Source organism: Robbsia andropogonis (assembly GCF_034047095.1).
In the GTDB taxonomy this organism is placed as follows: domain Bacteria; phylum Pseudomonadota; class Gammaproteobacteria; order Burkholderiales; family Burkholderiaceae; genus Robbsia; species Robbsia andropogonis.
Map to the genome: position 1 here is coordinate 2,271,126 of NZ_CP139170.1, position 24,645 is coordinate 2,295,770.

At 57.8% G+C, this 24,645-nt stretch carries 22 protein-coding genes; 11 read left to right on the plus strand and 11 right to left on the minus strand.

Annotation, left to right across the window (positions count from 1 at the left end; genetic code table 11):
* Positions 1 to 137 precede the first annotated feature (137 nt).
* Positions 138 to 1,430, minus strand: a complete 1,293-nt coding sequence (locus tag SJQ66_RS23425) for an IS110 family RNA-guided transposase (RefSeq protein ID WP_046154612.1) — start codon at positions 1,428 to 1,430, stop codon at positions 138 to 140.
* Positions 1,431 to 1,765: 335 nt separating this feature from the next.
* Here SJQ66_RS23425 and SJQ66_RS23430 point away from each other — a divergent pair, with 335 nt between their 5' ends.
* The 5 genes from SJQ66_RS23430 (at position 1,766) to SJQ66_RS23450 (ending at position 7,328) form a co-directional block, all read left to right on the plus strand.
* Positions 1,766 to 3,406: a peptide ABC transporter substrate-binding protein gene (locus SJQ66_RS23430; protein WP_024903060.1), complete on the plus strand. Its 1,641-nt coding sequence runs from the start codon at positions 1,766 to 1,768 to the stop codon at positions 3,404 to 3,406.
* Positions 3,407 to 3,484: 78 nt separating this feature from the next.
* The gene (locus tag SJQ66_RS23435; protein ID WP_024903061.1) at positions 3,485 to 4,405 is read left to right on the plus strand and encodes an ABC transporter permease subunit; all 921 of its coding nucleotides are present in this window, start codon (positions 3,485 to 3,487) and stop codon (positions 4,403 to 4,405) included.
* A gap of 13 nt (positions 4,406 to 4,418) precedes the next feature.
* On the plus strand, positions 4,419 to 5,336 hold the full coding sequence (locus SJQ66_RS23440) for an ABC transporter permease (RefSeq protein ID WP_320534607.1): 918 nt from the start codon (positions 4,419 to 4,421) through the stop codon (positions 5,334 to 5,336).
* 5 nt (positions 5,337 to 5,341) lie between these two features.
* Positions 5,342 to 6,334 carry an ABC transporter ATP-binding protein gene (locus SJQ66_RS23445; protein ID WP_046153053.1) on the plus strand — a complete coding sequence of 331 codons (993 nt, stop codon included), beginning with the start codon at positions 5,342 to 5,344 and terminating at the stop codon, positions 6,332 to 6,334.
* Positions 6,327 to 7,328: an oligopeptide/dipeptide ABC transporter ATP-binding protein gene (locus tag SJQ66_RS23450; protein WP_046153054.1), complete on the plus strand. Its 1,002-nt coding sequence runs from the start codon at positions 6,327 to 6,329 to the stop codon at positions 7,326 to 7,328. Before SJQ66_RS23445 ends, SJQ66_RS23450 begins: the two co-directional genes overlap by 8 nt.
* Before the next feature lie 124 nt (positions 7,329 to 7,452).
* On the opposite strand, the gene SJQ66_RS23455 is transcribed toward SJQ66_RS23450, so the two are convergent.
* Complete coding sequence (locus SJQ66_RS23455) at positions 7,453 to 8,904, minus strand: short-chain fatty acid transporter (RefSeq protein WP_024903065.1); 1,452 nt, start codon at positions 8,902 to 8,904, stop codon at positions 7,453 to 7,455.
* Positions 8,905 to 9,325: 421 nt separating this feature from the next.
* Here SJQ66_RS23455 and SJQ66_RS23460 point away from each other — a divergent pair, with 421 nt between their 5' ends.
* The 3 genes from SJQ66_RS23460 to SJQ66_RS23470 all read left to right on the plus strand — a co-directional run bounded on the left by SJQ66_RS23460 (position 9,326) and on the right by SJQ66_RS23470 (position 11,179).
* Positions 9,326 to 9,853, plus strand: a complete 528-nt coding sequence (locus SJQ66_RS23460; RefSeq protein ID WP_320534608.1) for a TetR/AcrR family transcriptional regulator — start codon at positions 9,326 to 9,328, stop codon at positions 9,851 to 9,853.
* Positions 9,854 to 9,855: 2 nt separating this feature from the next.
* Positions 9,856 to 10,284, plus strand: coding sequence for a DMT family transporter (locus tag SJQ66_RS23465; RefSeq protein ID WP_036009271.1), 429 nt, complete (start codon positions 9,856 to 9,858; stop codon positions 10,282 to 10,284).
* 172 nt (positions 10,285 to 10,456) lie between these two features.
* Positions 10,457 to 11,179 carry an alpha/beta fold hydrolase gene (locus SJQ66_RS23470; RefSeq protein ID WP_253463462.1) on the plus strand — a complete coding sequence of 241 codons (723 nt, stop codon included), beginning with the start codon at positions 10,457 to 10,459 and terminating at the stop codon, positions 11,177 to 11,179.
* Positions 11,180 to 11,280: 101 nt separating this feature from the next.
* On the opposite strand, the gene guaA is transcribed toward SJQ66_RS23470, so the two are convergent.
* From guaA to guaB, 3 genes are all read right to left on the minus strand, one after another.
* Positions 11,281 to 12,870, minus strand: a complete 1,590-nt coding sequence (gene guaA / locus SJQ66_RS23475) for a glutamine-hydrolyzing GMP synthase (RefSeq protein WP_320534609.1) — start codon at positions 12,868 to 12,870, stop codon at positions 11,281 to 11,283.
* Between the two features lie 179 nt (positions 12,871 to 13,049).
* On the minus strand, positions 13,050 to 13,841 hold the full coding sequence (locus SJQ66_RS23480) for a hypothetical protein (protein ID WP_024903069.1): 792 nt from the start codon (positions 13,839 to 13,841) through the stop codon (positions 13,050 to 13,052).
* Positions 13,842 to 13,847: 6 nt separating this feature from the next.
* Entirely contained in the window at positions 13,848 to 15,308 is a 1,461-nt protein-coding gene (gene guaB / locus SJQ66_RS23485; RefSeq protein WP_024903070.1) for an IMP dehydrogenase, read from the minus strand.
* A gap of 152 nt (positions 15,309 to 15,460) precedes the next feature.
* Here guaB and SJQ66_RS23490 point away from each other — a divergent pair, with 152 nt between their 5' ends.
* Positions 15,461 to 16,522, plus strand: a complete 1,062-nt coding sequence (locus SJQ66_RS23490; RefSeq protein WP_320535369.1) for a DMT family transporter — start codon at positions 15,461 to 15,463, stop codon at positions 16,520 to 16,522.
* Between the two features lie 53 nt (positions 16,523 to 16,575).
* Here the strand turns inward: SJQ66_RS23490 and SJQ66_RS23495 are convergent, their stop codons facing one another.
* Positions 16,576 to 16,938 (minus strand): RnfH family protein, encoded by a 363-nt coding sequence (locus tag SJQ66_RS23495; RefSeq protein WP_024903072.1) that lies wholly within the window; start codon positions 16,936 to 16,938, stop codon positions 16,576 to 16,578.
* Positions 16,925 to 17,362 (minus strand): type II toxin-antitoxin system RatA family toxin, encoded by a 438-nt coding sequence (locus tag SJQ66_RS23500; RefSeq protein WP_024903073.1) that lies wholly within the window; start codon positions 17,360 to 17,362, stop codon positions 16,925 to 16,927. Before SJQ66_RS23500 ends, SJQ66_RS23495 begins: the two co-directional genes overlap by 14 nt.
* Before the next feature lie 107 nt (positions 17,363 to 17,469).
* Between SJQ66_RS23500 and smpB the strand changes: the two genes are divergently transcribed.
* Positions 17,470 to 17,916, plus strand: a complete 447-nt coding sequence (gene smpB, locus SJQ66_RS23505) for an SsrA-binding protein SmpB (RefSeq protein ID WP_024903074.1) — start codon at positions 17,470 to 17,472, stop codon at positions 17,914 to 17,916.
* 29 nt (positions 17,917 to 17,945) lie between these two features.
* On the opposite strand, the gene SJQ66_RS23510 is transcribed toward smpB, so the two are convergent.
* From SJQ66_RS23510 to ppsA, 3 genes are all read right to left on the minus strand, one after another.
* Positions 17,946 to 18,914: an SPFH domain-containing protein gene (locus tag SJQ66_RS23510; RefSeq protein WP_024903075.1), complete on the minus strand. Its 969-nt coding sequence runs from the start codon at positions 18,912 to 18,914 to the stop codon at positions 17,946 to 17,948.
* 116 nt (positions 18,915 to 19,030) lie between these two features.
* Positions 19,031 to 19,720 carry an NfeD family protein gene (locus tag SJQ66_RS23515; protein WP_176025969.1) on the minus strand — a complete coding sequence of 230 codons (690 nt, stop codon included), beginning with the start codon at positions 19,718 to 19,720 and terminating at the stop codon, positions 19,031 to 19,033.
* A gap of 308 nt (positions 19,721 to 20,028) precedes the next feature.
* Positions 20,029 to 22,425 (minus strand): phosphoenolpyruvate synthase, encoded by a 2,397-nt coding sequence (ppsA, locus tag SJQ66_RS23520; protein WP_024903077.1) that lies wholly within the window; start codon positions 22,423 to 22,425, stop codon positions 20,029 to 20,031.
* A 368-nt stretch (positions 22,426 to 22,793) separates the two neighbouring features.
* Between ppsA and ppsR the strand changes: the two genes are divergently transcribed.
* The gene (gene ppsR, locus SJQ66_RS23525) at positions 22,794 to 23,639 is read left to right on the plus strand and encodes a posphoenolpyruvate synthetase regulatory kinase/phosphorylase PpsR (protein ID WP_390174003.1); all 846 of its coding nucleotides are present in this window, start codon (positions 22,794 to 22,796) and stop codon (positions 23,637 to 23,639) included.
* Positions 23,640 to 23,738: 99 nt separating this feature from the next.
* On the opposite strand, the gene SJQ66_RS23530 is transcribed toward ppsR, so the two are convergent.
* A complete protein-coding gene (locus SJQ66_RS23530) occupies positions 23,739 to 24,638 on the minus strand; it encodes a TrmH family RNA methyltransferase (RefSeq protein ID WP_407691570.1) in 900 nt (299 codons plus the stop codon).
* Positions 24,639 to 24,645: the final 7 nt, after the last annotated feature.

Genomic DNA, 24,645 nt, shown 5'->3' on the forward strand with positions numbered 1-24,645 from the left:
AACATTCCTAGCGGTCTTCCGCTCTGTAACGGGCTCGCCCAGCTCACCATAGTAGAAACAAGATTCGAGATGCCCGCACCTCGATCTTCACGTTACTTAAAACAGCATAAGGGCCCAGCGGAAGGTCCAATCATTATCTACGAGGTCACTTGCTGCTGTGCCTCAACGGCCCTGCAGAGAGGGATCGATCCGCTGGGTAAGCTTTGTTCAAAGAACCGCTGATACGGACGGTTCGTTTTAATCATTCCGTGTGCGACTCGCGCCATCTTCGCGCAAACAGCAGTGAGGGCTTTGCGCTTTAAGTCGGCGTTGCCAGGATCGGACTTGATATATCGATCGTATTTATCTTTAAATGAATTCTCACGTAGGCGAACTGCGACAGTGCCTGCCATCCAAAATGCCAAGCGCAGTCTCGCGTTTCCACGTTTGGACAACTGCTCACGACCTCGTGCCGTTCCAGACTGATGCTTGGCCAGATCAAGGCCACAATATTTCAGGAATTGCCGATAATGGCGGAATCGGCGCAAATCACCCGCTTCCGCGAGAATGGTAAGTGCGATGATCGGACCAATACCTGGCAACGTTCGCAAACGTTCGTAGTCGGCATTGTTCAATAATGCCGCTTCGGCACGCTCCTCCAAACTCGTACGCGCTTCGTTGAAGTGCTGAAGTTGCCGAAGTGACAGTCGAAATGTTTCTACGGCTAGGCTGTCTGGGTGATGCGGCAGCGCAGCTGACTGTTGTGACATGTCCCAGATTTCACCTAGTTTTTGGGTCTTCTCGACCTTGCGACCGACAAGGTCCCACGCCGCTTTTACAAACTCTTCTCGCGTCAGCCGTTGCACATGAGCCGGCGTCGGAAATTCCAGCATGAATCGTATCCACCACTCACTGCGGCTGCTGCTCCAGTACTTGTACATCTCCGGAAAGTACAGAGGGACGTGGTGATTGATGATTGAATGCTGAACGCGTGTTCGCAACCTCGATATCTGGAAGTAAGTCTTGGACAGCTCTTGCAGATCATGGTTGCCAGCGATCATCGGGTCAACGTATTGCTGCACGATGCCGTGTTTCAGCATATCCAGAATCACTGAGGCGTCTTTGGGATCATTTTTATCCCATGAGTTGAATTTGGCCTCGCGGTAGCGAGCCTGTGCGACCGAAGACACACTGACAAGATCGACACCGGCCATCAAAAGTCGATGAGCTATTGGGCGGTGGTAATCGCCGGTCGGCTCCAGTGCACCTTTACACCGACCTCCAAGGCTTTGAATGAATTGGATAAGCCGGTCAAAATCCTGAGCGGAGTTTGCCATCTTGAAGCGATGCTTCATACCGGTCGCGGTTTCGATCAACACAGCGTTCCATTGCTTTGCAACATCGATTGCAAGGAAATGCACGTCAGTCGTAGTATTGGAAGTGTCAGCCATCACGGTGTCCTCCTGTGGTCCTCGAGAAACCTAAGGATGCCAGTCACTGGGATTGGCTGACCACCATTCTGCATTTACTACGGTATTCAATGAAGCAGTGATCACGGCAGCGAAAGCCTATAAGTGCCAGAAAAATGCGACATCGTACGTGGGTGAGGTTGTATTTTCTTTCAAGACAACTTCCGGAAGCGATGACGACGACCAATAAGTAGGCGGCGCGTCAATTCACGCGTGAAGACCACCCCGGCATCGCCGGTTTTGGCATGCCGGTGCAAATGCAGAAGCCGTACCTCACCTCCCCCCCGTGAGACGGTTGCAAAATAGAGGAAAGTCGTATGAATAATGTGTTGTATCGACGAAGGTGCGGCATCGGCACCGGTACCGTGTGTGCGCTGACGACGTTATTGATGGGGCTGAGCCACTTGGCATCGGGAGCAACGATTCCACCCGGAACCCAGCTTGCCGCACAACAGACACTCGTGCGCAATATAGGCAGCGAGGTTGAGACGCTCGATCCGAATATTGCGGAATCCGTGCCCGCGCATACCGTCACGGAAGACTTGTTCGAAGGCTTGACAGCTAACGACAATCACGGCGCGATCGTACCTGGCATCGCTGAAACATGGGAACAGAAAGATGCCGACACCTGGATCTTTCATCTTCGCAAGAATGCGAAATGGTCGAATGGCGATTCGCTTGTAGCGGGGGATTTTGTCTACGGGATGCAACGTCTAGTCGATCCGAAAACCGCCTCGCCCTACGCAACGGCATACGGTGTGTTCTTGCTGAACGGCCTTGATGTCGCCGCAGGCAAGAAACCTCCGTCAGCCTTGGGCGTGCGGGCAATCGACACGCACACGCTGGAGATCAAAACACCGAATCCAGTGCCATTTCTACCGGCGTTGATGGCAAATACCAATTTAGGCCCGATCAATGCCGCAATAGTGAAGAAGTTTGGCGAAAACTGGACAAAGCCAGGCAATATAGTCAGTGACGGCGCCTACATGCTGAAGTCGTGGACCGTCAACGATCGGATCGTCGTAGTCAAGAATCCCTATTATTGGGATGCGGCGAACGTGCAGTTATCACAAGTGACCTATTTGCCGGTCGAGAACGAAGACACCGACGTGAAAATGTATCAGTCGGGTGCGAACGATTGGGTGTATGAATTGCCGCCGGGTTCGTATGAACGGATGAAGCAGCAATACCCAAAGGAAATACATAATAACGCGATGTTGGGTTTGCGTTATTTTTCCCTGAATGCCGCGGACCCTCTTCTCAAAGACGTGCGTGTCCGGGAAGCCTTGTCAATGGTGATCGACCGCGATCTGCTGGTAAAACGGGTATTAGCGGATGGTCAGATTCCAATGTATGGCCTGATTGTCCCAGGCACGATCGGGGCGGATGTAACGCGCTATCCCTGGGCTGACTGGCCGATGTCAAAACGCGTCGCGGAAGCCAAAAAGCTTCTGAGCGAAGCCGGCGTAGCGGCGGGCACGACCTTGCATATCGCATATAACACCAGCGAAGGAAACAAGCGTCTAACGATCTTCATGGCGTCAGAGTGGAAAAGCAAACTCGGATTGAATGCACAGGTCGATGCGATGGAATTTCGCGTACTGTTGAAACAACGTCATACCGGTCAATATCAGGTTGCGCGCAACGGTTGGATTGGCGATTACAACGACGCCAGTACATTCCTGACGTTGGTTGCCTGCCATTCCGATCAGAACGACTCGAACTACTGCGACCCGAAAGCCCAGAAACTGCTGGATCAGGCCTCTGCATCGAACGATCTCGTCTTGCGGAGTAAGCTGCAGACTCAGGCAGCCGACGCGATCATGGACGGTTATCCGATCATTGCGCTCTCTCAATATACGATACCTCGTCTGGTCAAGCCATATGTCGGCGGCTATACCGATGACAATATGCTGGACCGTTTCCGCGGCAAAGATTTGTACATCCTGAAGCACTAGCGATTATTGGGATATACCCCGACGGGCATGAGAGCGCTAGCGGGTCGGCGCCGACATGTTTCCGTCGCTGGAGGTGTTATGTGGGCTTATACATTACGGCGCGTGCTTTTCACGGTCCCGACATTATTGATCGTCATCACGATCTGTTATCTCTTGCTGCATGCCACACCGGGCGGACCCTTCGACGGCGACCGCAAAGTGTCGGCCGCCGTGCTGGCAAATCTGCAAGCTAAATATCATCTCGATCAACCGTTATGGAAGCAGTACCTGCTCTATCTGTGGAGCTTGTTGCATGGTGATCTGGGAGCATCTTTTCGGTATGCCGACTGGAGCGTGAATGCATTGGTGCGTCAGGCCTTACCCGTGTCGTTGACGATCGGTAGCGTGTCGATGTTGCTTTCGATCCTGCTCGGCATCGCGTTAGGCATCTATGCCGCCTTGTATCGTAATGGCCCGATCGATTATCTGTTGATGGTGGTTAGCAACGCCGGCAGTGCCTTTCCCTCCTTCGTCATCGGCCCCGTCTTGATCCTGGTCTTTGCGATTATGCTGAAATGGTTTCCCGCGGGCGGTTGGGACAACTTCGACGTGCGGTATATGGTGTTGCCGGTCGCATTGCTGACAATCATCAATATCGCGACGATCGGCCGCGTGGCCCGTGCGAGTCTGATCGAGGTGATGCATGCGAACTACATTCGAACGGCATTTTCCAAAGGATTGCCGCGGCGGACCGTCGTGCTGCGACATGCCTTGCGGCCAATGCTGATTCCCGTGGTGTCCGTGTTGGGCCCCTTGGCAATCTCGTCAATCACCGCGGCGGTAGTGACCGAATCGGTGTTTTCGCTGCCGGGTTTGGGCAAACTGATCGTCAACGGCGCCGCGAACCGAGACTACACCCTGGTGTTGGGTCTTGTCGTGTTGGTGACCGTCGTCGCGGTGCTTTTGAATCTTGTGGTCGATCTCGCCTATGCGTGGCTTGATCCGAAGATCCGCTATTGAGGCCTCAAGCAAGATGAAAACTCATGCGAAGCAGCGTGCCGTGGTACGGGCATTGACCGCTGCAGCGAATGCCCTGCCCGCCCCGGAACGAAGTCCCTGGCAAGATGCACGTCGTCGCTTTGGCCGCAACCGTGCGGCCGTCGTCAGCGTCGTCGTCTTGATCGTCATAACGGTCGCCTGTATCGTCGGCCCGATGTTGTTGCCGAATGATTTCGAGACGTCTGACTGGAACGCGATCAACGCCACGCCCGAGTGGACGGCGTGGCATCTTTTTGGTACCGATGAAAACGGCCGCGATTTGCTGGTACGATGCTTGATCGGCGGACGCGTTTCCTTGCTGGTGGGTGCCCTGGGCACTATCACATCGGTCGCCCTGGGCATACTATGGGGTGCGGTCGCTGGCTTCGTAGGCGGGCGCGTCGACAATCTGATGATGCGCTTCATTGACATGATGTATGCGATTCCCTACCTGCTGATCGCAATCTTGATGGTGACGTTGCTGGGTCGGAACTTCTATCTTGTCGTGCTGACCATCACCGTGTTCTCGTGGATGGATATGGCCCGAGTGGTAAGGGGGCAAACGCTGGCGATCCGCTCGAAGGAATACGTAGAGGCGGCGCGTGCAATCGGTGTGTCGACGTCAGGAATAATCTGGCGCCATGTGATTCCCAATCTGCTCGGCATCGTAGCGATCTACACGACGGTGACCGTGCCAGGCGTGATCTTGACTGAATCAGTGCTGTCTTTTCTCGGCCTGGGCGTTCAGGAGCCGATGACCAGTTGGGGTGTCCTGATTCAAGATGGCGTTGCATCGATGAGTGCGGCACCATGGACGTTATTGTTCCCAGCGTCGTTATTGTCGGCCACCTTGTATTGCATCAATTTCGTCGGCGATGGAATGCGTGATGCTCTTGATCCGAAGGAACGGTAAGCGCCATGACTTTGTTGAAAGTGCGAGATCTTGCCGTGCAATTTACATCGCACGACAAAAGCACCGTACAGGCGGTCAATGGCGTCAGTTTCGATCTGGAGCCTGGTAGCACCTTGGGCATCGTCGGCGAGTCAGGCTCCGGCAAAAGTCAGAGTGTATTGGCGATCCTGGGCTTGTTGGCGGAGAATGGTAAGGCGAGCGGTAGCGCGTTGTATCAAGGTCAGGACTTGTTGACGATGTCGACCCGGACCTTGAATGGGATTCGCGGCAACCAGCTATCAATGATTTTTCAAGATTCGATGACCTCGCTCAACCCCTATCTGACGATCGAACGACAGATGACGGAGGTACTCGAATTGCATAAGAAGATGACCCGACGCGAGGCCAAACGCCGATGCATCACGATGTTGGAAGCAGTCCGCATTCCCGAGGCGGCCCATCGGATCGGGCAGTATCCGCACGAGCTATCAGGCGGCATGCGTCAACGGGTGATGATCGCGATGGCCTTGCTATGCGAGCCGCAAGTGTTGTTCGCCGACGAGCCGACGACCGCCCTGGACGTCACCGTCCAGGCACAGGTGCTCGAATTGCTTCGCGAATTGCAGCACGACTTTGGCACGGCAATCGTCTTGATCACGCACGACTTGGGGGTGGTAGCAGGATTGTGTGAAAAGGTGATGGTGATGTATGGCGGCAGTGTAATGGAGCACTGCAGCGCCAGCGCCCTCTTCGCCCGGCCATCACATCCCTATACCGTCGGACTGCTGGAAGCATTACCACGCTTGGACCAAACCGACGCCGCGCTGGTCGCTATTCCCGGCAATCCACCGAATATGGCCCATCCGCCGACGGGATGCCCTTTCCACCCACGTTGCGCGATGGCGATGCCCGATTGCGGCGAAGCGCAGCCGCCCCTCACGGCTTTCGGAGACGACGCGTCGTGGCAGCGTGCATGCTATCGACCCGTCGTTGATGTACGGGAGTTCCATCATGCATGATGCACCGATTTTGCAAGTCCGCGATCTGCGTGTGCATTTCAAGGTCAAGCCGGCGCGTTCGCTACCATGGAGCCGCGCGCGGCAGTTAAAGGCGGTTGACGGCGTGAGTTTCGATTTATATGCCGGCGAGACCTTGTGCGTCGTGGGCGAGTCAGGCTGCGGCAAATCCACGCTGGCACGGGCGATCCTGAATCTGATACCACGCACCGACGGCTCGGTGGCCTGGATGGGAAAGACGCTTGATACCGGTACGGACAAGGCCTGGCATGCGACACGAAGCGACATGCAGATTATTTTTCAAGATCCGCTGGCCTCGCTCGATCCTAGAATGACGGTCGGACAGATCATTGCCGAGCCACTGCAAGTGCATCGTCCGAATATGTCACAGGCTGAAAGAGTGACGCAGGTCAGGAAGATGATGGTCAAGGTAGGCTTACGGGAAGACATGTTGAACCGTTACGCCCACGAATTTTCGGGCGGGCAATGTCAGCGTATCGGCATCGCACGGGCCTTGATCATTGCACCAAAGCTGGTCGTATGTGATGAACCCGTGTCGGCCCTGGATGTTTCGATTCAGGCCCAGATCGTCAATTTGCTGAAAGCAATGCAAAAGGAGATGGGGCTGGCATTGATCTTCATTTCTCACGACCTCGCGATCGTAAAGCACATTGCGGACAGGGTGCTTGTGATGTATCTGGGGCATGTAATGGAAATGGCGGATAAAAACAGTCTGTATGGCATGCCTAGGCATCCCTATACGCAAGCACTTCTATCGGCTATTCCGATCGCCGACCCACTCGCCGCACGCAACAAAAGCGTGCACATTCTTGCGAACGATATTCCAAGTCCGATCAATCCGCCGGAAGGCTGCGTGTTTCATACGCGTTGCCCGATAAGCGAAAAACGCTGTGCCATCGAGACGCCCGTGCTGCGTGCTGTTCAGGCCGGCGGAATCGATAGTCGTGTTGCATGCCTGCGCGCCGATACCGCGTGAGTTGGTGCTTCGATGTCTCCTGAAGGGCGGTCGCACATGGACGCTATTTTTGAGGCACCTATCTGTGGGCCGGGCCGCGAGTACGGTCTCGCTGTTGACGAGAATGATGGCATGGCATGCCATGTCAAGGCATGACGGGGGGATGATACGTCAACGTGCTCGCAAGTGCCCATAACATGAAGATCACCAACGGCAGGTGCACGACCAACTGAATAAAGGTAAAACCAACGACATCCCTTGCACGAAGTCCGAGCACGCCCAGCAAAGGCAGCATCCAGAAGGGGTTGATCAGGTTGGGCAATGCCTCCGCTGCATTGTAGACCGTCACCGCCCAGCCAAGATGTACATGCAGGAGCTTGGCGGCCTCGATCACATAAGGGGCTTCAATGATCCACTTCCCACCGCCCGAGGGAACAAAGAATCCCAGCACCGCCGAGTAGATCCCCATAACCGCAGGAAATGACGACTGCGAGGAAACGGCTACGAAGAAGTGCGACAAATGGTCTGCGAGCGGCAGACCCGTCGCCCCATTCGCTTTAGTCAGCATGTAGGCAATGCCGCCATACAGCGGAAACTGAATCAATACTCCCGCAACTGACGGCACGGATTTCGCGACCGCGTTGAGGAAACGGCGCGGACGCCAGTTCAGCAGCATGCCGAGCAGAAGGAACAGGAAGTTGTAGGTGTTGAGGTTCGAGATGGCAATCAGGGGATTTTTCGTACTGAATTCATGCCACGCCCAGATGCCGCCGAGTATCACAATGAAAATGGAAACCAAAGGGCTGTATTCGAGCCAATCGCCAGGACGCAATGGCTTCTTGACTTGCAGTTCGTCGTCGTCGAGCGAAATACCGAGATCAGCCGCGGTCTTGACTCGTTGCTCGCCCGGCGCAGATAAATAGGCGATCAACAGGGATATGACCGTCAGGGCCGCGGCCATCAGCATGGACTGCGGAAGGAAGATCGTTTCAGAAAACGGAATGACACCGGTGATGGCAAGAAGGGCCTTGGGCAGACTATCTGGATTGGCCTGAAGCTGCGCTGCCGAAGAACTCAGTCCTAAAGCCCAGGTTGCTCCCATGCCGAGGTATGCTGCCGCTCCCGCCGCGCGATAGTCCATCCGCAGATCACTTCTTCTGGCCAACGCACGTACCAGCAAACCGCTAAAGATCAGACTGACGGCCCAGTTGAACAGCGAAGCAACGATACTGATCAATGCGACGAAGGCAACCGCTGCCTTTGCCGAGGACGGAATGCGCGCCAACCAGCCAATGAACTTTGATGCCGGGGGCGAAACAGCAACCACGTAACCTGAAATGGCGACCACGGCCATCTGCATGGTGAACGGGATAAGGCTCCAGAATCCGTCTCCGAAGGCAATGCCCACACGTTGAACTGGCGAACCAATTGCGATCGCACCCAGTGCAACCACGATCACTGCGATGGCCGAAAAGATGTAGGCATCGGGAAACCACTTTTCAGACCATTTGGTTACACTGGCGGCCATCCGTTCGAGTTTCCCGCCCTCTTTCCCTAGCGGGGCTTGTACCATTTTTGCGTTGAACATCTTCTTCATCTATCGTCTCCTTCCATGAAGGTGCATCCGCTGTCTTTTCGCTTATAACCTTGCACAGCAGCGGCCCGGTCCACCAGCGCGGTGCCAATCGCCTTGAAGACGGTCAATGCCCGTCATTCGCGCGGCCTTCGGCTTGCTACCGACACAGGTCCGCGAGCGTACCTTTGAAATCACTATCAGGATATTCCGGGGTAAATCGCTGGCTGCTCATGCACTTCCTCCTATGCGCAAATCATAGGCCAGAAGTGTCTACCGTACCGCAGGAAGTCCATTTGACAATGTTCCGAGATCCATATATATTGGAAGCGATCATTTCCAATATATATGGATCATGCCCACCCTTTCCGATGACAGTTCAACACGGCGGCCCCGAGGCAGGCCCCGTGAATTCGACGAAGTGCCTTTTCTCGATGCGGCGATCATGCTATTTCGCCGTCGCAGCTTCAGTGGCGTAAGCATCAGTGACATCACCCACGCGACAGGGCTGACGGCAGGAAGTCTGTACAAGGCCTACAAAGACAAAGAAGGTCTCTTCGCTAAAGCGTTGGCCCGCTATATCGAACAACGAGAAGTGAGCCTTCGCGAAAGACTCGATCAAGCGAAAGACGGGAAGAGCAAGATTGCCGAACTGCTACGCGCTTATGTCGCGTTGAGCCAGGGCAAGGACGGCAAGCTCGGCTGCATGGTTGTCGCCGGCGTCATCGATCTGGAGCAACTTGGCGCTGCGTCGGAGGTGCTGAGTCGCCAACTGGACCGGCGCAGGGCGATGCTCGAAGCGTTGATTATGGAGGGATGCCATGATGAATCGATCCCCGCGCACATCGACTGCCGCGCAGCGGCTGGGGTACTCCTCGCGCTGCTGCAAGGTATGCGTGTCGTGGCCAAGGCATCAACGCTCACTGACGATGGAGAGGCTTTCGTGCGTCGGGCGTTGAAGCTGCTGGAATAGTCATGTACGTCATCATCGCTCTGCTTGCCGGTGCAATGCTGCCGTTGCAAGCGATTTTTAATGCACGCATGGGCAATGCACTCGGCTCGCCAATTTGGGGAGCCATGGTGTCAGCAATCATTTCGTCGATCGCTTTAAGCGCCGTCGGATTTAGCCTCACGGGCTCAATACCGCGAGGGACACACTTACAAACGCTACCCGTCTGGGCATGGCTCGGCGGTTTCTGCGGCGTCATTACGTTGGCAGGCGTCGCCGCCTGCACCCCTCGCCTTGGCGCAGCCGCAATGGTGGCTTTCGTGGTTGCTGGCCAAGTCGCCTTTTCGATTGCGCTCGATTGCTTTGGCTTGTTTGGTGTATCAGCGCAACCGATTACCCTGCAACGTGCCATTGCCGCGGTTCTGGTGTTGGCAGGTGCGGCTCTCATTCGTTAGGATTTTCAAGATGCCGTCTCTGATGCTTCCGGATGCTCCCTTAGGTTTTACCCATCAGTTTGGTCGGGTGAATGATTTGCGGTTTCACTATGTAACAGGGGGACTGGCAAATGGACCTGCCCTGGTTCTCCTGGCTGGATTTCCCGAAAGCTGGTTTGCTTGGCGTCACGTCATGGCACACCTCGTTAATCGGTACCGGATTGTCGCCATCGACTTACCTGGGCAAGGTGACAGCGACAAACCGCTATCGGGCTACGACACGCAAACGGTCGCCCAGCGCTTGCACGACTTTGTTGCCTCCCTCGGCTTAGACCGTTATTACCTTGCGGCACACGATGTGGGGGCCTGGGTCGCCTTTCCCTATGCGATGATGTTCGGGGATGAAATCCGCGCGCTAAGCCTCATGGATTCCGGTATTCCAGGTGTATCGCTTCCGGAAATGCTGCCTTCGTCTTCCAGTAAGTCATGGAAGACCTGGCACTTCTCATTCCATGCCGTTGCGGACCTGCCCGAATCCCTGCTCCAGGGTCGTGAACGAATCTACCTCGAGTGGTTCTTCAGAGAGAAGACCGCCAATCCTGCCTGCTATGGTGACGTTGAAATCACCGAGTATGAGCGCCTGCTTAAAGCACCTGGTGGCTTACGCGCGGGACTGGCTTTTTATCGGTCCTTGTCGGAATCGGCGACACAGAACAAGGCTCTGGCGCAAACGGCGCGATTGATCATGCCTGTTTTGGGACTGTCCGCGGATCAAGGCTCCATTCCAGACATGGCAGCAACCCTTCGACCGTATGGGGACAACGTGCACAGCGAGACAATCGCGGCCTGCGGACACTTCCAGCCTGAAGAGCAACCAGAAGCCGTCGCTAATGCGTTGGCGCACTTCTTTCAATAACGTGGGCGGACTACCGTTGAGCAAAAAAGTCGTTGATCATTCGAGTTGAACGATCAACGACCAAATTAAATAACATTAAAAATCAGTTATTTAAAATTCCCTCACTCCCACTCGATCGTCGCCGGTGGCTTCCCTGAAATGTCGTACACCACGCGATTAATCCCCCGCACTTCATTGATAATGCGGTTCGACACATGCCCAAGCAGGTCATGCGGCAGGTGGGCCCAGTGGGCGGTCATGAAGTCCTGCGTTTGCACGGCGCGCAATGCCACAACGTAGTCATACGTCCGCCCGTCGCCCATCACGCCGACACTCTTCACCGGCAGGAACACGGCGAATGCCTGGCTGGTCAACTCGTACCATGTCTTGCCGGTCTTCTCACAAGCAAAACGCGGATCACGCAGCGTCTCGATAAAGATCGCATCCGCATGGCGCAGCAGGTCCGCGAACTCGCGCTTCACCTCGCCCAGGATACGCACGCACAGACCGGGCCCTGGGAACGGATGGCGATACACCATGTCGTGCGGCAATCCCAGCTCGATGCCCAGCGCCCGCACTTCGTCCTTGAACAGCTCGCGCAACGGCTCGACCAGCTTCAAATGCATGTCTTCCGGCAGACCACCGACGTTGTGGTGACTCTTGATCTTTGCCGCGCCTTTCTTGCCGTGCCCCGCGGATTCAATAACATCCGGATAGATCGTGCCTTGCGCCAACCACTTTGCCGACGTCAGCTTAGCGGACTCTGCCTTGAATACCTCGACGAACTCGCGACCAATGATCTTCCGCTTCGCTTCCGGGTCACTGACGCCCGCGAGCTTGCCAAGAAAATCCGCGCTTGCGTCCACATGAATGACCTTCACGCCAAGATTGTCCGCGAACGTCTTCATCACCTGCTCTGCCTCATTCAAGCGCAGCAAGCCATGATCGACGAACACGCAGGTCAGTTGATCGCCGATTGCCTGGTGCAGCAACGCAGCAGCGACCGATGAATCCACCCCACCGGACAAGCCCAGGATCACCTGCTCGTCACCTACCTGCGCGCGGATCTTCTCGACCGCTTCCGAGACGTAATTACCCATCTCCCAATCGGCCTTCGCCCCGCAGATATCCAGTACGAAACGGCGCAAGATCGACGTACCCTGCTTCGTATGCGTGACTTCAGGGTGGAACTGCACCGCGTAGTAACCCTTGTCCTCGTTCGCCATCGCGGCGATCGGACAGGACGGCGTGGAGGCCATCAACTTGAACCCGTCCGGCAACGCTTCTACCTTGTCACCATGGCTCATCCATACATCCAGCATGCCGTGACCTTCCGCGGTCGCGTAATCCTGGATGCCCTCCAGCAATTTCGTATGCCCGTGTGCGCGCACCGCCGCGTAACCAAACTCGCGCGTATTGCTGCTCTGGACCTTGCCGCCCAACTGCTCGGCCATTGCCTGCATGCCGTAACAGATCCCGAACACCGGCACGCCCACCGTAAAAACCGCATCCGGTACACGCGGCGTATCGCCTTCGGTAACCGAGCTCGGGCCTCCGGACAGAATGATGCCCTTCGGCGCAAATTCGCGAATGAAAGCCTCGCTCACGTCATACGGATGGATTTCCGAATAGACCTGCGCTTCACGCACACGGCGGGCAATCAGTTGCGTAACCTGGGAACCGAAATCGAGAATAAGGATCTTGTCGTGCATCGTGGCTCGCATGTGACCATGCGCTGAATTGGAATGTTATAGGAGCGCTACTCGCGTCGCGTTTTCACGCCACGCGTTGAATCTTGTCCAACGCGCACTTGCGCGCCGGCATGCCATTGGCGTCATCGGTTCGCGCCTGGCCGCCGATGGCTGGCATGCTGCGATCGCGCAACCATTGGCTAGAACGACGGCGGCACCGGCCGTGTGACTGGCGCTTCGGACGCCGGGGTTCCTGGTGTCGATGGCGGCAACGTCCCCCCCTCGACCAGTGCATGCCGATCCTCTTGTGTCGGAATATCGACAGTACGCGTCGCGCGAACCGTTCCTACTTCTTCGGCAAAAGGATTGGCCGTTGTATCCCGTGAAGCTGCCGCAGGCGGTGTACCGATATACGGATCCCGATCGACCGCCCCGTAGACCGCACGCGGAGAACCGTAAAACATCGGTGTCCCTCCCTGCTCGGTCATGCCGCCGAAACGGCTTCCCGAGGGATGGCCATCGCTCGACTCCGCCGCGCGTTGACGCCTAAGTGCCTCACGCGACGCAGACCGTGCCTCGGACAGGTCACGGCGTTCGCGACGACCGACCATCGAAGCCAGACGCGCCTGAATCAAACCAAGCAAGATAACCAATACGGCGTAGGCGGGTACGACAAACGCCGGCCCCGGCTCCAGCACCGGCTGATGATAGGTAAGCTGCCAGATCAATACCGTGGCGCCGGCAAGCCAAAGGATGTGCCCCGAGACCCAACCGATCGTCGCAGTGGCAGACCCGCGGATCATGCCGGCCAACAACATCCAGGTAAAACCCAGAAGCAACACGCCCAGCAATTGCCCGATCAGCGCCGGAGAACTGGCAAGCGGCGCGAGCGGCGCGGACACCGCCAACCAAGGTGTCATCAGAAAAAATAGCCCGAGCAACGCGACAGTTACCGCGTTGATCGCGAGGAACGTCCGTAGCAAGGGCTTCATCGCCGATTACTCCATCTGATAGTTAGGCGCTTCTTTCGTGATCTGCACATCATGCACATGCGATTCACGAATACCGGCCGACGTGATCTGGACGAATTCCGATTTTTCGTGCAACTCGTCGATCGTCCGGCAGCCGCAATACCCCATGCTTGAACGAATGCCGCCCGTCAGTTGGAACAGGATCGGGGTCAATGCACCCTTGTACGGGACGCGTCCTTCGATCCCTTCCGGCACCAACTTCTCGATGTTTGCCGAGCTGTCCTGGAAATAGCGATCGGCGGCGCCATCCTTCATCGCGCCGACGGAACCCATGCCACGATACGACTTGAACGAACGGCCTTGATACAGGAACACGTCGCCCGGTGCTTCTTCGGTGCCTGCGAACATCCCACCCATCATCACCGCATTCGCGCCAGCGGCCAGCGCCTTCGAGACGTCACCCGAATAGCGCACACCACCATCACCGATCAGTGGCACCCCGGTGCCCTTCAACGCTTCGGCAACATTAGCAATGGCCGTGATCTGCGGCACGCCTACACCTGCCACGATCCGCGTCGTGCAGATTGATCCCGGACCGATCCCGACCTTGACGCCGTCCGCGCCATACTCGACCAGCGCCCGCGCCGCAGCCGCCGTGGCGATATTACCGCCGATGACTTCCACGCCGTCGTAATTGCGCTTGATCCATTTGACCCGGTCCAGCACGCCCTGGCTATGGCCATGCGCCGTATCGACCACAATCACGTCGACACCCGCCTTCACCAGCGCCTCGACACGCTCCTCGGCGTCCTTGCCCACGCCAACAGCCGCGCCCACGCGTAGCTTGCCCTGGTCATCCTTGCTCGCGGCAGGATGTTCCGTGGCCTTCAGAATGTCTTTGACCGTCATCAGGCCGCGCAATTCGAACGCGTCATTGATCACCAGCACGCGCTCCAGGCGGTTCGAGTGCATCAATTCCTTCGCTTCCGCCAGCGACGCGCCTTCCTTGACGGTAATCAGACGCTCACGCGGTGTCATCACCGTCCGGACCTCCACGTCCAGGCGTGGCTCGAAACGCAGGTCGCGATTCGTCACGATGCCGATGACCGTCGACCCTTCTACCACCGGAAAACCAGAAATGCCATGCAGGCGGGACAGTTCCAGCACATCGCGCACGCGCATGTCGCCAGTGACGGTGATGGGGTCACGCACGACGCCGGATTCATACCGCTTCACACGCGATACTTCACGTGCTTGCTCCGCGGCAGTGAGATTCTTGTGAACGATACCGATGCCGCCCGATTGCGCCATGGCAATCGCCAGGCGGCCTTCCGTGACCGTGTCCATCGCCGCGGATACCAACGGGATGTTCAGGGCGATGTTGCGGGTCAGTCGGGTTTTGAGGACCGTGTCGGTCGGCAGGACGTTCGAGAACGCCGGAACAAGAAGCACATCATCGAACGTGAGTGCGGTTTGGATCAGACGCATGGCAAATCCTATAGGCGCAAAAGCAGAGTATACGCGCTTCCGAGGCGTCGGGAAATGGGGGCGGGATCGGGAAGCCCGGGCGGCCATGCTATTCTCGCGGTATTTTGTAGCCGTTTGTTGACACGTTGGAGCAGTATCGGATGGAGAAGTCGATGCGAGGCGGTCTGGCCTGTGGCGTGGGTTCCGGGGCACTATGGGGCCTGGTTTTCCTCGCGCCTGCCATTGTCCCGGACTTCACGACCATCGAACTGAGCGCCGGACGGTACCTTTGCTATGGTGTCGTGTCGCTCCTGGCGATGCTGCTGTCCGGTCGTACATCGGCGCTGGCCCTGCTTCGCAAGACACGTCCCGAGCATTGGTGGCTGGCCACCCGTCTAGCCCTGATCGGCAACCTCGTCTACTACGTGCTCCTCAGTGCCGCCGTCCAGAACGTCGGCGTGGCAGCCGCGTCATTGATCATCGGCACCCTGCCGGTGACCATTACGCTGCTCGGCGCGCGCGGACGCGACATCGCCGCGCCCGGCGACAGCCATGGACTACAGGATGCGGGGCCGGGGCTCCACGGGCCGCGATTATGCGATCTAGCGCCGGCATTGTTGCTGATCCTGGTGGGCATCGCCTGCATCAACGCGGACGTTTTCTCGGGCCACGCCGCCGCGACATCCGAGGGCAGCAGTGGCGACTGGCACGAAGCGGTACTCGGCATCAGCGCGGCGGTCGGCGCGCTGGCCGCATGGACCTGGTATGCGGTGGGTAACGCGCGTGGCCTGGACGCCCATCCCACGTTCACGAACGCCGAATGGGCCGGCTTGCAAGGCCTGGTAAGCGGCGTGATGGCACTCATGATCTGGGCCGTCCTGGCAGTCTTGCTTTACCTACCATTGCCTTACGGCAATGTGTTGGGCATCCACCACGCGCCATTCGACCGGCAGATCGTCTTCTGGTCCGTCAATATCGCATTGGCCGTGGGCGCTTCATGGATGGGCAATACGCTATGGAATGCCGCGGCGCGCCGCCTACCGCTGACGCTGTCGGGACAGATGATCGTATTCGAGACGCTGTTCGCGCTGCTCTATGGCTTCATCCACGCGCAGCGATTGCCACGACTCCTGGAGATCGCGGCCATCGTATTACTGATCATTGGCGTGATGTGGTCAGTACGGTTGCACGCGCCCGGCCAACGACAATCGCCCACGCCAACCCAGGCGGATTGACCCCGGGCACGCTTACCGCGAACCCGCGCGCCGGCGACCACCGGCGCGCAGTTTCAGCGATGTTCCTTCGTCACCCACTTACGGCCCTCGCGGCTACCGGCGCGACGTGTCTTGGCGACACGCCGCGCCCGCGCCACTTTCGGATCGACGGTCAACGGCCGATAAATCTCGATACGATCCCCCGCCTGGACGACCTCGTCCAATGCACGCACCTTGCCGTAAATGCCGACCTTCTGCGTACTGATGTCGATTTCCGGATGGGCATCCAGCACCCCACTTTGCGTCACCGCATCGCGTACAGTCGCGCATGCGGGCACCACGACCGGCAGTAAAACCTGCACGCCCGGCGCCAGATAGCAAATCTGCACGCGAAGATGTCCGTCCGCGACAACGTCGGTCGGCTCAGCGCTTGCCATAACGGGTCTCGGCGCGTTTGACGAAGGAGTCGACAAACGTGTTTGCGATCATATTGAAGACTGGCCCGATAATCTTCTCTACGATGAAATTCGAAAATTCGTAGTGCAGTGCGAATTCGATCTTGCAGGCATCCTCTCGAAGCGGCGTGAAGCGCCAACTCCCAGTAAAATTCTTGAAAGGGCCCTCGCGAAACACCATATCGATCCGGGTGGGCCGCTGATGCTCGTTGTGCGTGGCAAACTGCTGCTTGACCCCTTTGAAGTTGATCAGGATGCGCGCATCCATCGACGTATCGTCGGAATGCAGCACTTCCGAGCCGCCACACCATGGGAGGAAGTTGGGATAGTCGGCGACGTCCGTGACGAGATCGAACATCTGGGCGGCGGAGTACCGGATAAGAAGCGTTTTCTGTACGTCGGCCATAGGAGGTGATACGAAAGATGCCGCGGCAATCGGGCGATGGCGCGCAAGCGTTTTGCTAGAATGTCATTTTATCCGACTTGGCCGGATCACACGGTGACGCGCCCATAATGAGCATTGCAGAAAACAAACGCGCGCATTTCGATTACTTTATCGAAGAGCGCTATGAGGCCGGGATCGTACTGGAGGGCTGGGAAGTCAAAGCCATTCGCGCGGGCCGGGCGCAAATCAAGGAAGGCTACGTGGTGATTCGCGACGAGGAGCTGTGGCTACTCGGCGCGCACATCAGCCCGCTGGGCTCCGCGTCCACCCACGTCAATCCTGACCAGACGCGCTTACGCAAGCTATTGCTACACGGTACGGAGATCAGGAAGCTGATCGGCAAGGTCCAGCAGCGCGGCTACACGCTGGTGCCTCTGAACTTGCACTTCGCGCGCGGCCTGATCAAGTGCGATATCGGCCTGGCAAAAGGCAAAAAGCAGCATGACAAGCGGGAAACCGAGAAGAAGCGTGACTGGGAACGTGAAAAGGCCCGCATCGTGCGGACCTCTTCCTGATTCTGTCGCGGCGTCGCTTCGTAGGCAGCTTACCGCGGCGCGCTCCCACCGAAGCCGGTGGGCGTGAGGTTAGCGGCGCCCTTTCCCGGGCCGCTTTGCACGATCTGCAGCGCCGAAGCGATCATCGTGCCCATATCGGCCATATTGCCGGGCACGATCAAGGTGTTGCCGGTCTTGGCGAGATTCCCAAACGCCGCAACGTACTGTTCCGCCACTTTCATATTGACGGCCTCCAGTCCTCCCTCGGTCTGCATCGCTACCGCCACGGTCTGAATCGCCTCAGCATTCGCACGAGCAACGGCGAGAATCGCCTGCGCTTCGCCTTCGGCCCGGTTCATCGCCGCCTGACGTTCTCCCTCGGACTGCTGGATGGCGGCCTGACGTGAACCATCGGCAAGATTGATCTGCTCCTGACGCCGCCCTTCGGATGCGGCGATCAATGCACGCTTCTCCCGCTCCGCGGTGATCTGCGACTGCATCGCGCGCAGGATCTCTTGCGGCGGCGTCAAATCCTTGATCTCGTAGCGCAAGACCTTGACCCCCCAATTCGCCGCTGCTTCATCCAGCGAATCGACAACACCGCGATTAATCGACTCGCGTTCCTCGAACGTCTTGTCCAGCTCCAGCTTCCCGATCACGGAACGCAGCGTGGTCTGCGACAACTGGGTAATGGCCATGACGAAGTTGGCTGATCCGTACGACGCTTTCATCGCGTCCGTCACCTGGAAATACAGCACGCCATCTACCTGCAATTGCGTGTTGTCCCGGGTAATGCAGACCTGGGGCGGCACATCGAGTGCGATTTCCTTCAACACATGCTTATAGGCAACGCGGTCGATGAACGGGATCACGACCGTCAAACCCGGCGACAACGTGGCGTGATACTTGCCAAGCCGTTCGATGACCCATGCATGCTGCTGCGGCACGATCTTGACGGCGCGCGCCACAATGACAACGACCACGAACAATAAAATCAGTGCGACGAGATTTCCGGCCATGCTTCCCCCTGTTATTCGGCTGCCCTCGCATTATCGGGTCGGGTTCGACGCTTGCCGATTTTGCCTTCCCACGAGAACAGCCTGTTAGTTGCACATATAAGCTGAACGGTGCGCCATTACGGCGTATCCGTTTGCGTCGATGGTGTGGTTTGTGGCGATGACGCCGATGCAGCGGTTGCCGGCGATTGCCCGACAAACGACCCGGATGCGTTATTGGGAGCGAGCGCCGCGGCGGAAACGGCAGCGGGGACAGATTCCACCACAGCCCGTAATACAAGACGAATGCCGTCCATTCCCACGATCCGGTATCGACCGGGCATCAATGACAACGACGCTACTTCCGCCACGGCGTGCCATTCGGTACCGCGATACCGCACACGCGTCCTGTTGCCGGACTCCCACTGCAAGACATCGACTTCCGCGCCGATATCAAGCAATTGCGAGGCAGCACCAGATGAAACGCCATCAACTCCCGGCGATGCACACCCGTCCGCGTTCATCGACGTATCGCGGGACGCGGCGCTCCACATGGCACCAACAGCATCAGGTTCTTCAGCACTCGCACGCACCAACGCAGCGCGTGCATGCGACATCCGGCGACGATGCAAGACTACCAGCAACACCAAGGCCAGAAGCGCCGCAGTGCATATCTGGACGGCCGGCGACGTACCCAGGAGATGCGCGATGCCTGCCGCCGCGAGGCCGACGGCGATCATCAGCAAGTAAAACGTCCCGGTCAACATCTCGGCGACGACCAATACTGCTGCGGCAGCCCACCATACCCACGGTAATACGCTTTCCGTCATGCCCATACTCCATTACGTCAATCACGCACCTTATCGCCATTAGACGCGCGATAGGACAATAACATCATTGCGTCTGCAATCTTTCATTCTCTTGCGCGAATGCTTGAACGACCGATAGGTGATGGCTCGCCCTACACCTCGGAGCCTTGAAGATCAATCGACTTCCGCGATATCGACGTCCGTCCTTGCCATGATCAGGACATAAAAAAACACCCCGGCACGCCGCAGACCAGCCGCGCAGTACCGGGGTGTGTTCGGGAGACCCGCCACGTGCAGACGTCGCGCTTACCGCGACGCAACCACGGACGTTACTTCGTCGCCAGTGCCTTCCAGGTGTCGATTACGGTATCCGGGTTGAGCGAGATGGAGGCAATACCTTCATCGGCGAGCCACTGCGCGAAATCCGGATGGTCGGACGGACCCTGACCGCAGATACCCACATACTTGCCCTGCTTCTTGCACGCATCAATCGCACGCTTCAACAAGAACTGCAGGGCCGGGTCACGTTCGTCGAAGTCCTTTGCCAACAACTCCAGACCCGAGTCGCGGTCCAGCCCCAACGTCAGCTGCGTCAGATCGTTCGAACCGATCGAGAACCCATCGAAATGCTCGAGGAACTGTTCCGCCAGAATCGCGTTCGACGGGACTTCGCACATCATGATCAGACGCAGACCGTTCTCGCCGCGCTTCAAACCGTACTTCGCCAACAGGTCCACCACCGCCTTGGCCTGACCCAGCGTCCGCACAAACGGCACCATGATCTCGACGTTGGTCAGGCCCATGTCCTCGCGGACCCGCTTCAACGCACGGCACTCCATCTCGAACGCTTCCGCGAAAGATTCCGAGACGTAACGCGACGCGCCACGGAAACCCAACATCGGGTTTTCCTCGTCCGGCTCATAGCGCGTTCCACCGATCAGCTTCTTGTACTCGTTCGACTTGAAGTCGGACAGTCGCACGATAACGGGCTTCGGGTAAAACGCCGCGCCAATCGTCGCGATGCCTTCCGTCAGCTTGTCGATGTAGAAAGCGCGCGGCGATGCATGACCGCGCGCCACGCTTTCCACCGCCTTCTTCAGGTCCGCATCGATGTTCGGATAATCGAGAATCGCCTTCGGATGAACGCCGATATTGTTGTTTATGATGAATTCGAGCCGCGCGAGACCTACGCCCTTGTTCGGCAATTGGCTGAAATCAAACGCCAGTTGCGGATTCCCGACGTTCATCATGACCTTGACCGGAATCTCGGGCAGCTCGCCACGCTCGACTTCCGTCACTTCGGCTTCAAGCATGCCGTCATAGATCTTGCCTTCGTCACCTTCAGCACAGGACACCGTCACCAGCGCGCCATCCTTCAGCACGTCGGTCGCATTGCCGCATCCCACCACGGCCGGCACGCCCAGTTCACGCGCGATGATCGCCGCGTGGCAGGTCCGGCCGCCCCGGTTCGTGACAATTGCAGCCGCGCGCTTCATCACCGGTTCCCAATTCGGGTCGGTCATATCCGCGACGAGCACATCGCCGGGCTGCACACGATCCATTTCCGCCGCATCACGAACAACACGCACGGTGCCCGCGCCAATCCGCTGACCAATCGCGCGCCCTGTCGCCAGCACGGGTGCCTGGCCCTTAAGCTTGAAGCGATGCTCGACCTTGCCCGCCGACTGGCTCTTTACCGTTTCCGGACGGGCCTGAAGGATGAAGATCTTGCCGTCGCGACCATCCTTGCCCCACTCGATGTCCATCGGACGGCCATAGTGCTTCTCGATGATCACCGCATACTTCGCAAGCTGAATCACGTCCTCGTCGGAGATCGAGAAGCGGTTACGTTGATCGCTCGACACGTCGACCGTCTTCACGCGACCTTCCTCACCGGCTTGCGTGAATTCCATCTTGATCAGCTTGGAACCGATCGAACGACGAATGATCGGATACTTGCCGTCCGCCAACGTCTTCTTGAACACATAGAATTCATCGGGATTCACCGCACCCTGCACGACGGTTTCGCCCAAGCCGTAGCTCGACGTAATGAACACGGCGTCGCGGAAACCGGACTCCGTATCCAGCGTGAACATCACGCCGGAAGCGCCGACGTCCGAACGCACCATCCGCTGCACGCCGGCCGACAAGGCCACCTCGGCATGTTCGAATCCTTTATGGACGCGGTAGGAAATCGCGCGGTCGTTATAGAGCGATGCAAACACCTGCTTGATCGCGACCAGAACATTGTCGATCCCCTCGACATTCAGATAGCTTTCCTGCTGACCGGCAAACGACGCATCCGGCAAGTCCTCGGCGGTAGCCGACGACCGCACCGCGAAAGACAGTTCGTTCGGCGAGCTACGCGTCAAGACGTCGTATTGCTCGCGGATCTCCTTTTCAAGTTCCGGCTGCAGCGGTGCATCGATGATCCATTGACGGATCTGCTTGCCGGACTCGGCCAGCGTCTTGACGTTGTCGACGTCGAGGCCAATCAGCTTGTCCGCAATACGCGCCGTCAGATTATTGAAGTGCAGGAAGTCACGGAAAGCCTGCGCCGTCGTCGCAAAACCCGTCGGCACGCTGACGCCCGCATCCGCGAGCTGGCTGATCATCTCGCCAAGGGACGAGTTCTTGCCGCCGACGGTGTCGACATCTTCTTTTCGTAGTTGTTCAAACGGGACAACCAGTGCGTCTAACGCTCCTTGTTGAGTGGTTTGCGTCATGTTACAGCCCCTAAAGTAAAAAAAATCTTCACTTGCCGATTCGGGACTGGCGAGACCGCGCCACGGACAAGACACCGGCGGCATCAACCGCACAATACTTGCCCAGGCTGCGAAAACTCGCGCATCGTCAAGCAGTTGGATAAACGGTCGCACACGGCCTTCTCCAGCACCATGCCCTTTGCAATCGCTTATCGAACGCACTCGACGCCGCCCGGTTTCGGGGGCGGAGAGACCATTGTACCGTGCTATTCTACCGTGGCCACTACCCAACTGCGTGCCGCCTGTATCGGGAAGATGCCCAGACCCGCAAGACGGCACTTTGGTGGGATTGTTCACCGGCGCGCGATGCGTTGCATCGCGACTTTTCCATTGTTCTTTCGGGTCAATCCGCCTTGACTACTCCGCCCACCGTCTATGTGGTGTCCGACGGCACCGGCATCACCGCCGAGACCTTCGCGCACTCGATCCTTTCGCAGTTCGACCTGAAATTCAGGCTCGTACGCATGCCCTTTGTCGACGACGCCGACAAAGCGACCGCGGCCGCACGGGCGATCAATAATGCAAGAGCGGCAGACGGCACCTCTCCCATTGTCTTTACGACACTGGTCGACAGTGTCTCAAATGCCATTCTCAAAGGGGCCAATGCGTTGGTGCTGGACATGTTCCAGACTTTCGTCGAACCGCTTGAAAATGAACTGGGCGTCAAGTCCAGTCATGAAATCGGGCGCGGCCATAAAAAGGCCGATTCCGATGAATACAAGAATCGCATCGAGGCAATCAACTTCTCGCTCGAACATGACGATGGCCAGTCGAATCGCAATCTCGCGGAAGCCGATGTCATCCTGGTGGGTGTGTCGCGCTGCGGCAAGACGCCGACCACGCTATACCTGGCCATGCAATACGGGGTCAAGGCGGCGAACTATCCGCTGATCCCCGAGGATTTCGAACGTCGCAAACTGCCATCCGGGTTGGCCGAATTCAAGTCGAAGTTGTTCGGCTTGTCGATCGAACCCGCCCGACTCTCCGAGATCCGCAACCAGCGCCGTCCGGGGAGCAAGTACGCTGCGCTAGAGAACTGCCGATACGAAATCAATGAAGCCGAGGACCTGATGCGCCGCGAAGGCATCCGGTGGCTCTCGTCGACACACAAGTCGATCGAGGAGATCGCAACGACCGTGCTCCAGGAAATCAAGATCGATCGCGCAGTGTATTGACCAACGCTCCGCATTGCAAAAAAGCCTGGAATAGAAGCGATATCACTTCCATTCCAGGCTTTTTGATCATTTCCGTCCGCCAACGTCCGCGCCGCTGATTTATTGCGCGGCGCTCCGCTGTTGGCGTGTCTGTTCGAACAGGCATACCGCCGCGGCCGCGGCAACATTCAGTGATTCAATTCGACCATACTGCGGAATCGTCACGCGCAGGTCGGCACGCTCGCGCCAGAAAGGGGAAACGCCCGCTCCCTCATTCCCCATCACCCACGCCAGCGGCCGGCGTAGATTGGTGTCATAAAGTGATGCCGCACCGTGCAAATCCGTGACGACAATCGGTATGCCCAGCAACGGGGCCAACCCTTCCGGCGGGACCTGCTCGACGATACGCATCACGAAGTGCGCCCCCATCGCCGCGCGCAATACCTTCGTCGACCAGACCGTCGCGGTGCCCGGCAGGCAAAATGCCAGCGTCACCCCCGCCGCTGCCGCACTGCGCAATATCGATCCGACATTGCCAGCATCCTGCACGCCATCCAGGATGACGCAATTTTCCGTAATCGTTGCCCCATCCGCCCCCCCCGCCAGCAAGGCATGGGTACTTCCCTCAACCGACCTAGCCTGTGGGGATGCGTCCCCGTACGACGCGGACAGAGTCGTGTGCGGTGCGGCAATCAGTAACAGGATGCCTACCCCACCATCAGTGACCGGGGAGACTTGCTCGAACAGCGCGTCATCGAAGATCGTCACCCGGTCAGACCATACCGTCTGAATTCGCGCCAGAATGCCCTGAATATCGTCACGGAAGGCGGCCGACTGCGATACCACGACCTGTTCCAGCGCCATCGCCTCACGCGCCGTGGCATGTCGCGACGCTTCATTGGTGGTGGTAACCGCCGGGGTGCCCGAGCGCAGTGCTTGCAAATACGCATCCGCCAGATGCACGCCTTCAAGAATTGCCACGCCTTCACGGCGCTGCTTTTGCGCCGCGCCGGCCAGCATCCGCAAG